The sequence below is a fragment of the Streptomyces sp. NPDC057307 genome (genome assembly GCF_042667665.1).
In the GTDB taxonomy this organism is placed as follows: Bacteria; Actinomycetota; Actinomycetes; order Streptomycetales; family Streptomycetaceae; genus Streptomyces.
This window is the reverse complement of the sequence record NZ_JBHUZM010000040.1, coordinates 47,073-56,672: the sequence shown is the minus strand read 5'-3', so window position 1 is coordinate 56,672 and position 9,600 is coordinate 47,073. Positions and strand designations below refer to the sequence as shown.

The following is a 9,600-nucleotide window of genomic DNA, read 5'->3' as shown; positions in this document are numbered from 1 at the left end:
GGTCTACGGTTCGATTCCGTATTGGGGCTCCAGCGAAGAAGAAGGGCCCCGCCTGATGGCGGGGCCCTTCTTCTTTGTCCGATGTCTGACTGTCCGTCCCCCGACGTCCGTCGATCCGTCAGTTCTTCTGCGGCTCCGGTACGCGCATCGCCAGGATCGCCATGTCGTCCGAAGCCGGCTCCGCCGCGAACCTCTCCACCGCTCGCAGCACGCGTGACGCGACGGCGCCGGCCGTGAGGCCCGTACAGCCCGTCAGTACGTCGATGAGGCCGTCGTCACCCAGCATCCGCGTCCCTTCGCGGCGTTCGGTGACGCCGTCGGTGACACAGAGGAGGACGTCGCCCGGATCGAGGGTGACCATTTGCTCGTACAGCTCCAGGTCGTCCATGACCCCGAGCAGCGGCTGCGGGTCCGCCGCCGCCTCCACCGTGCCGTCCTGGCGCAGACGCAGCGGCAGCGGGTGGCCGGCACAGACGACCTTCAGGACCGCGCTGCCGTCCTCCTGGGGCCACAACTCCCCGTACAGCAGCGTCAGGAAGCGGCTCCGCGCGCCCTCGTCGAGGATCGCCGCGTTCAGGCGCTCCAGCACCGCCGGGCCGCTGAAGCCCTCACGGGCGAGGAGCCGGAGCGCGTGTCGGGCGAGGCCCGTCACCGCCGCGGCCTCCGGGCCCGTACCGCAGACGTCGCCGATGGCGAAGCCGTACGCACCGTCGCGGATGGGGAAGAGGTCGTAGAAGTCGCCGCCCACCTCGTTGCCTTCGCCCGCCGCGCGGTAGATGACCTCCACCTCGACATTGGGCACCTGGGGCAACTCCGGCGGCAGCAGGCTGCGTTGGAGGGACTGACTGATCGCCATGCGCTCCGAGTAGAGGCGCGCGTTGTCGAGCGCGAGCGCCGCTCGGCGGGACAGGTCCTCGGCCAGCTCCAGGATCTCCTGGCGGAAGTGGTCGTCGGACGGCTTGCCGAGGGTGAGCATCCCGATCACGCGGTTACGGGCGACCAGAGGCAGTACGACGGTCTCTCCGCCCACCGCGGCGGCCGTGGCGAGCGTGGTTCCGATTCCGGAGGAGACGGGCGTGGAGGCCCCTCCCAGCTCCCTCATGGACGTACGGAGCGCCGCCTGGTGCGCGGCGTCGGCCGGGCCGGTCCAGACGCGGGCGCCCGGAGTCGGGACCGGCTCGGGCGGATCGATCTTGGAGAGCAGGGCCTTCAGGCCGTCGATGCGCTCCTCGTCCTCGTGCAGCACGTAGGAGAGGTACGGGTCCGACGCCTGGTCGGCGATGGTGTAGACGGCGCACCAGGTCGCGAGGGTCGGCACCGTCATCTGGGCCATCAGCGCGAGCGTCTGGTCCCGGTCGAGCGTGCCGGCCAGCAGGTCGGAGGCTTCGACGAGGAAGGAGAGCGAACCGCGCCGGAGGCGTTCGAGCTCGCCGAGCCGGGCCGACTCGACGGCCAGGGCGATGCGGTCGGCGGCGAACTGGAGGCGCAGCGCCTCCTCGTTGGAGTACCGGCCCGCTGATTCGGCGGCGACGCCGAGCGAGCCGGTGAGCCGGCCCTCGACCTTGAGCGGCACGGTGACGACGGAGCGCATGCCGGTGCCGTTGAGCAGCGGGACGGCGCCGGGAACGATCGCGAGGTCCTCGTGGACGGCGGGCATCCGGGCGGAGCCGTACCGTCCCGTGCCGGCCTCCACCGGGACACGGGCGAAGCGCTGCCGGGCCGAGGGGAGGCCGGTGGTGGCGCGTACCTCCAGCTCCGTCTCGTCGTCGGTGGCGAGCAGGAGGAACGCGGAGTCGCCTTCGAGCATGTCGCGGGCGCGCTCCACGGTGCGCTGGAGCAGGCCGTCGAGGTCCTCGGGGGCCGGTGAGCCGATGAAGACCTCGAAGGGGTCCACGGTGCGGCTCTCGGCGCCCGCCTCGGTGGCGGGGGCGCGCTGCGGGGTCTGGATGACGGCGCGTTCGTCGTCGCGTACGAGGAGGCAGACGGTGGACGGCTCACCCTCGGTGTCGCGGACCCGGAGGTGGGAGGCGTACACGGGGATGACTCGGCCGTCGCTGCCCCGGATCCCGTAACTGCCCTCCCAGCGCGACAGCAGCAGCGCCTCGGCGATGCCGGTGCCGATGCCCGGTGTGTGCGGCCAGGCGGCGAAGTCGGTGAGGGGCTTGCCGATGACCTGGTCGGCGGGGTAGCCGAAGAGGTGCTCGGCGTCCTCGTTCCAGGTCGAGACGGCGCCGGTTCTGTCGATCTGGACGACGGCGACCCTGACCCGTTCGTCGGTGACGGGGAGGAGCGCGTTGGGAATGACGGGGCCGGCGGACCGGGCACCCACGGGGCGGTCGGGCAGGTCGAGCTGGAACCAGACCTGTTTGTGCGTCGGGGTGTAGTCGACGCCCCAGGAGGAGGCCAGGGCCGCGCAGAGGAGCAGTCCGCGGCCGTTCTCCCGGTCGGGGCTGCCCAGTGACAGCCCCGTGCCCTGCATGGGGACTTCACGGTCGGGATAGCGGTCCGAGACCTCGACGCGGACGCCGTCCTCCGTACGGAGGCAGAGCACGTCCGCGGAGGTGCCGGCGTGGATGACGGCGTTGGTGACGAGTTCGCTGGTGAGAACGACGGCGTCGTCGACGACGTCGGAGTATCCCCACCCCTGGAGCGTGTCACGGACAAAGGCGCGGGCGGTCGCGACGGACCGCCCGACAGGGTCGAAGCTGGCAGCCGCCCGCGCGGTGATCACAAAACTCCTCGTACGCGTCTCGACGCCCGGCTCTGCCATGATGCGGCCCCGCCCTCCAGATGCCCGGTGGTAGTACGTTCGCCACACCGCCCCCGCCGGGCAGACCGGGACGGTTGGACAGCCGGATGCCAGGTTACTTACCTTCGCTGCGAGGGTGGATGCCGGTCGCCACTGTTTCCACCCACCGGGGGTGGGGACGCTATGCGAAGCTGCCGATCTGTTATCGCCAGGTTCAGCCATGGTGAAACACTGGGCAGGATTCCAGAGACGGTTCGAGTAAACAGGTCTGAGCAGTCAGTACGGTCAACCCCCGCGGGAGGGACACGGTGGAGTCTGGCGTGGCGGCGCGTGGCAACAGCACGCGCGCAAAAGGCGGACGGTCCCGGAACAACGGGGCCATCGAGGTCGATGCGGCGGCTCTGAACAGACTGCTGACGGCCCTGGTGGCGATGCGGGACGGTAACTTCCGTAAACGCCTGACCGTCTCCGGTGACGATGTGATGGCGGAGATCTCCGCCGTGTTCAACGAGGTGGCGGACCGGAATCTGCACCTCACGGGTGAGCTGGCCCGTGTACGGCGCATGGTCGGCCGTGAGGGGAAGCTCACGGAGCGGCTGGAGACGGGCGCCTGCGAAGGTTCCTGGGCCACCGCCATCGACGCGTCGAACGCGCTGGTGGACGACCTGGCGCGCCCCGTGTCCGAGGTCGGGCGGGTGCTGTCGGCGGTCGCCGAGGGTGACCTGGAGCAGCGGATGGAGCTGCGTTCGCACTTCGCCGAGGGTTCGGCGGGGACGGAGCGCCCGCTGCGCGGCGAGTTCCTGAAGGTGGCCAGGACCGTCAACAACCTGGTCGATCAGCTGTCCGCGTTCACCGACGAGGTGACGCGCGTGGCGCTGGAGGTAGGTACCGAGGGCAAGCTCGGCGGCCAGGCCAAGGTGCGCGGTATGTCGGGTTCGTGGAAGGACCTCACGGATTCCGTCAACACGATGGCGTACCGGCTCACGGCTCAGGTACGTGACATTGCTCTCGTTACGACGGCCGTCGCCAAGGGTGATCTGTCGCGCAAGGTCACCGTGCACGTGGCCGGCGAGATGCTTCAGCTGAAGAACACCGTGAACACGATGGTGGACCAGCTGTCGTCGTTCTCGTCCGAGGTGACACGGGTGGCCCGCGAGGTCGGCACGGAGGGCGAACTCGGTGGCCAGGCCACCGTGCCCGGCGTGGCCGGTGTGTGGAAGGACCTCACCGATTCGGTGAACACGATGGCCGGCAACCTGACCAGTCAGGTGCGTGGCATCGCCGAGGTCACCACCGCCGTCGCGAACGGCGATCTTTCCCAGAAGGTCACGGTCAGCGCGCGCGGCGAGGTCGCGCAGCTCGCCGAGACGATCAACCAGATGACCGAGACGCTGCGTACGTTCGCCGACGAGGTCACCCGGGTGGCGAGCGAGGTCGGTGGCTCCGGTGTGCTGGGCGGCCAGGCGCAGGTGCCGGGCGCCGCGGGCACCTGGAAGGACCTGACGGACTCGGTCAACACCGTCTTCCGCAATCTGACCACCCAGGTGCGGGACATCGCACAGGTGACGACGGCGGTCGCGAACGGTGACCTTTCCCAGAAGGTCACCGTCGACGTGGCCGGCGAGATGCTCGAACTGAAGAACACCGTCAACACGATGGTGCGGCAGCTCAATTCGTTCGGTTCCGAGGTGACGCGGGTCGCCCGCGAGGTCGGCGTCGAGGGCCAACTGGGCGGCCAGGCCGAGGTGCCGGGCGCGGCGGGTACGTGGAAGGACCTCACCGACTCGGTCAACACCGCGTTCCGTAACCTCACCGGTCAGGTGCGGGACATCGCGCAGGTGACGACGGCGGTGGCGAACGGCGATCTTTCCCAGAAGGTGACCGTCGACGTCGCGGGCGAGATGCTCGAACTGAAGAACACGGTCAACACGATGGTGGCGCAGCTGTCGTCGTTCGCCGACCAGGTGACGCGGATGGCGCGTGACGTGGGTACGGAGGGCAGGCTGGGCGGCCAGGCGCGCGTGGACGGCGTCTCCGGTACGTGGAAGGAGCTGACCGACTCCGTCAACTTCATGGCCGGCAATCTGACGGACCAGGTGCGGCAGATCGCCCAGGTGACCACGGCGGTGGCGCGCGGTGATCTGTCGCAGAAGATCGACGTGGACGCCCGGGGCGAGATCCTGGAGCTGAAGAACACCATCAACACGATGGTCGACCAGCTCTCGGCCTTCGCCGAGCAGGTGACCCGGGTCGCCCGTGAGGTGGGTACGGACGGCAGGCTGGGCGGTCAGGCCCAGGTGCCGGGCGTCGCCGGTGTCTGGCGCGATCTGACGGACTCCGTGAACGGCATGGCGGGGAACCTGACCTCCCAGGTCCGCAACATCGCGCAGGTCGCCACGGCGGTGGCGCGCGGTGATCTGTCGCAGAAGATCGACGTGGACGCGCGCGGCGAGATCCTGGAGCTGAAGAACACCCTCAACACGATGGTCGACCAGTTGTCGAACTTCGCGGAGCAGGTGACCCGGGTCGCCCGCGAGGTCGGTACGGAGGGCATGCTCGGCGGTCAGGCCGAGGTGCAGGGTGTCTCGGGCACCTGGAAGGACCTCACCCAGTCCGTCAACTTCATGGCGGGCAATCTGACGGACCAGGTGCGGCAGATCGCCCAGGTCACGACGGCCGTCGCCAAGGGCGACCTGTCGAAGAAGATCACCGTCGACGCCAAGGGCGAGATCCTCGACCTCGTCACCACCGTCAACACGATGGTCGACCAGTTGTCGAACTTCGCCGACGAGGTGACCCGCGTGGCCCGCGAGGTGGGCACGGAGGGCATCCTCGGCGGCCAGGCGCGGGTGCGGGGCGTCACCGGCATCTGGAAGGACCTCAGCGACAACGTCAACACGATGGCCAACAACCTCACCAGTCAGGTGCGGAACATCTCGCGGGTCTCCTCGGCCGTCGCCAACGGTGACCTGACGAAGAAGGTCACCGTCGAGGCGCGCGGTGAGGTCGCCGAGCTGGCCGACACCGTCAACATCATGGTGACGACGTTGTCGTCGTTCGCCGACGAGGTGACCCGGGTCGCCCGCGAGGTGGGCACCGAGGGCGAGTTGGGCGGCCAGGCGCGCGTCCCGGGCGTCTCCGGGACGTGGAAGGACCTCACCGAGTCGGTGAACTCGATGGCGTCCAACCTGACGGGTCAGGTGCGCCAGATCGCCACGGTCACCACCGCCATCGCGAAGGGCGATCTCACCAAGAAGATCGACATCGACGCCCGCGGTGAGATTCTGGAGCTGAAGAACACCATCAACACGATGGTCGACCAGCTCTCCTCGTTCGCCGATCAGGTCACCCGTGTGGCCCGCGAGGTGGGCACGGACGGGCAGTTGGGCGGCCAGGCCCGGGTCAGGGACGTCGACGGCACCTGGCGCGACCTCACCGAGTCGGTGAACGAGATGGCCGGCAACCTGACCCGTCAGGTGCGGGCCATCGCCGCCGTCGCCACCGCGGTGACCCGCGGTGATCTGAATCTGAAGATCGACGTCGACGCGGCGGGCGAGATCCAGGTCCTCCAGGACAACATCAACACCATGATCGCCAACCTGCGCGACACCACCCTCGCCAACGAGGAGCAGGACTGGCTCAAGGGCAACCTGGCCCGTATCTCCGGTCTGATGCAGGGCCGCCGCGACCTGGACGACGTGGCCTCGCTGATCATGAGCGAGCTGACGCCGGTGGTCGCGGCGCAGCACGGCGCGTTCTTCCTCGCCATGCCGACCGGCACCGCGTCCGAGCTGGGGACGGGCGGCGGGCGCGACGGCTCGTACGAGCTGTGCATGCGCGGCAGTTACGGCTACTCGGCCGGTTCGATGCCGACCTCCTTCCGGCCCGGCGAGACCCTCATCGGTACGGCCGCCGAGGAGAAGCGCACGATCCAGGTCAATGTGCCGCCGGGCTATCTCAAGATCTCCTCGGGGCTCGGCGAGGCGTCACCGGCGTATGTGATCGTGCTGCCGGTGCTGTTCGAGGGCAAGGTCCTCGGTGTGATCGAGCTGGCGTCGTTCCAGCCCTTCACCCAGATCCAGCGCGACTTCCTCAACCAGATCGCCGAGATGATCGCGACGAGCGTCAACACCATCAGCGTCAACACCAAGACCGAGGTGCTGCTCAAGCAGTCGCAGGAGCTGACGGAGCAGCTGCGGGAGCGCTCGGCGGAGCTGGAGAACCGGCAGAAGGCCCTCCAGTCCTCCAACGCGGAGCTGGAGGAGAAGGCGGAGCTGCTGGCCCGTCAGAACCGCGACATCGAGGTGAAGAACACCGAGATCGAAGAGGCGCGGCAGGTGCTGGAGGAGCGCGCCGAGCAGCTCGCGGTGTCGATGCGCTACAAGTCCGAGTTCCTGGCGAACATGTCGCACGAGTTGCGTACGCCGCTGAACTCGCTGCTGATCCTGGCGAAGCTGCTCGCGGACAACGCGGAGATGAATCTCTCACCGAAGCAGGTGGAGTTCGCCGAGACGATCCACGGCGCGGGCTCCGACCTGCTCCAGCTCATCAACGACATCCTCGATCTGTCGAAGGTCGAGGCGGGCAAGATGGACGTCAGCCCGACGCGGATCGCGCTCGTGCAACTCGTCGACTACGTCGAGGCGACGTTCCGGCCGCTGACGGCGGAGAAGGGGCTCGATTTCTCCGTACGGGTCTCGCCGGAGCTGCCCGCGACGCTGCACACCGACGAGCAGCGGCTGCTCCAGGTGCTGCGCAACCTGCTGTCCAACGCGGTGAAGTTCACCGACACGGGCGCCGTGGAGCTGGTGATCCGGCCCGCCGGGGCGGATGTGCCCAACGCGATCAGGGAGCAACTGCTGGAGGCCGGTTCGCTGCGTGACGCGGACGCCGATCTGATCGCCTTCTCGGTCACCGACACCGGAATCGGGATCGCGGCGAGCAAGATGCGGGTGATCTTCGAGGCGTTCAAGCAGGCGGACGGTACGACGAGCCGTAAGTACGGAGGTACGGGTCTGGGCCTGTCCATCAGCCGGGAGATCGCCCGGCTGCTCGGCGGCGAGATCCACGCGGCGAGCGAGCCGGGCCGCGGCTCGACGTTCACGCTGTACCTGCCGCTGCACGCCAGCGAACTGCCCCCGCAGGGCTACCCGCAGCTGACTCCGGGCATCGACCCGCAGCGCGGCAACAGCGACTCCGCGGCCCTGTCGCCGGAGCAGGCGCGGCTGGACCGGCCCGCGGCCCCCTCGGAGGCCCGTACGGGGCCCGCGGCGCTGTTCCGGCGCCGGCGCAAGGCCCTGGGCGGTCCCGAGCAGCTGAACTCGCTGTCCGGGCGCCCAGGAGGTCCGTCCGGGTTGCCGGCCGCCGGGAACGGCTCCGCGGGCACGGCCAACGGCTCGCGGCCGTCGGGTGGTTCGGGGGCGGACGAGTCCTGGGCGGCCGACGCGCAGGACGCTCCGGAGGAGCGGCGTACGTTCTCCTTCGGCGGCGAGAAGGTGCTGATCGTGGACGACGACATCCGCAACGTCTTCGCGCTCACCAGCGTCCTCGAACAGCACGGTCTGTCGGTGCTGTACGCCGAGAACGGCCGTGAGGGCATCGAGGTGTTGGAGCAGCACGACGACGTGACGCTGGTGCTGATGGACATCATGATGCCGGAGATGGACGGATACGCGACGACGACGGCGATCCGCAGGATGCCGCAGTTCGCGGGGCTGCCGATCATCGCGCTCACCGCGAAGGCGATGAAGGGCGACCGGGAGAAGGCGATCGACTCCGGCGCATCTGACTATGTGACAAAGCCGGTCGATCCCGATCATCTTCTGTCGGTGATGGAGCAGTGGATGCAGCAGAAGTGACACGGAAGTGATGCCGGGAGCGGCTTCAGAAGTGACCGGCGGCTGTGCGAACCTGTGGGAGAAGGTGAGTTCTTGTGGCCGATCACGTGTGGGCCGCAGGTAATCGGGGAACTTTCCGAGCTCCTGTGACGTTTTTGCTACGTGCACAGTGACATCGCGGTGACAGGGTGTGGCGACAGGCGGGGTGCGGCTACCATGACCGGCACAAGGACGGACGGCGTAAGGGAGTCGTCCCCTGGGGCGGCGCCCGGTGCACAGCCGGGGCGAGGAGGGCGGGCCATGGTGCAGAAGGCCAAGATCCTCCTGGTCGATGACCGGCCGGAGAATCTGCTGGCGCTGGAGGCCATTCTCTCCGCGCTCGATCAGACGCTGGTGCGGGCATCGTCAGGGGAGGAAGCGCTCAAGGCGCTGCTGACGGACGACTTCGCGGTCATTCTGCTGGACGTCCAGATGCCCGGGATGGACGGTTTCGAGACCGCCGCGCACATCAAGAGGCGTGAGCGGACACGGGACATCCCGATCATCTTCCTCACGGCCATCAACCACGGTCCGCACCACACCTTCCGGGGCTACGCCGCCGGTGCGGTGGACTACATCTCCAAGCCGTTCGACCCGTGGGTGCTGCGCGCGAAGGTCTCGGTCTTCGTCGAGCTGTACATGAAGAACTGCCAGTTGAAGGAGCAGGCCGAACTGCTCAGGCTGCAACTGGCGGGAGCGGGCGAGGTCAAGGAACCGACGGGTCTTCTCGCCGAACTGTCCGCCAGGCTCGCCGCAGTTGAGGAGCAGGCCGAGGCGCTCTCCAAGCAGCTGGACGACGAGTCGGCCGACGCGGTGGCCGTCGCCACCGCCGCGCATCTGGAGCGGAAACTGACCGGGCTCCGCCGGGCGCTGGACGCCCTGGAGCCGGGCAGCGGAGGCGGCTCCCCGCTTCCCTCACCGAACTGACGGGTACGTCCCGGGCTCCAACGGGCCCGTGGGCGGCCCGTTTCGGTC

At 68.7% G+C, this 9,600-nt stretch carries 3 protein-coding genes; 2 read left to right on the top strand and 1 reads right to left on the bottom strand.

All coding sequences use genetic code 11. From position 1 onward, the window contains the following. Positions 1 to 118 precede the first annotated feature (118 nt). A complete protein-coding gene (locus tag ACFUN8_RS17070) occupies positions 119 to 2,770 on the bottom strand; it encodes a SpoIIE family protein phosphatase (protein WP_383637456.1) in 2,652 nt (883 codons plus the stop codon). Positions 2,771 to 3,057: 287 nt separating this feature from the next. Here ACFUN8_RS17070 and ACFUN8_RS17065 point away from each other — a divergent pair, with 287 nt between their 5' ends. Together ACFUN8_RS17065 and ACFUN8_RS17060 are read left to right on the top strand one after the other, a co-directional pair. After that, positions 3,058 to 8,607, top strand: a complete 5,550-nt coding sequence (locus ACFUN8_RS17065) for a HAMP domain-containing protein (RefSeq protein ID WP_383637453.1) — start codon at positions 3,058 to 3,060, stop codon at positions 8,605 to 8,607. Between the two features lie 279 nt (positions 8,608 to 8,886). Continuing rightward, complete coding sequence (locus ACFUN8_RS17060; RefSeq protein ID WP_354607352.1) at positions 8,887 to 9,552, top strand: response regulator; 666 nt, start codon at positions 8,887 to 8,889, stop codon at positions 9,550 to 9,552. Positions 9,553 to 9,600: the final 48 nt, after the last annotated feature.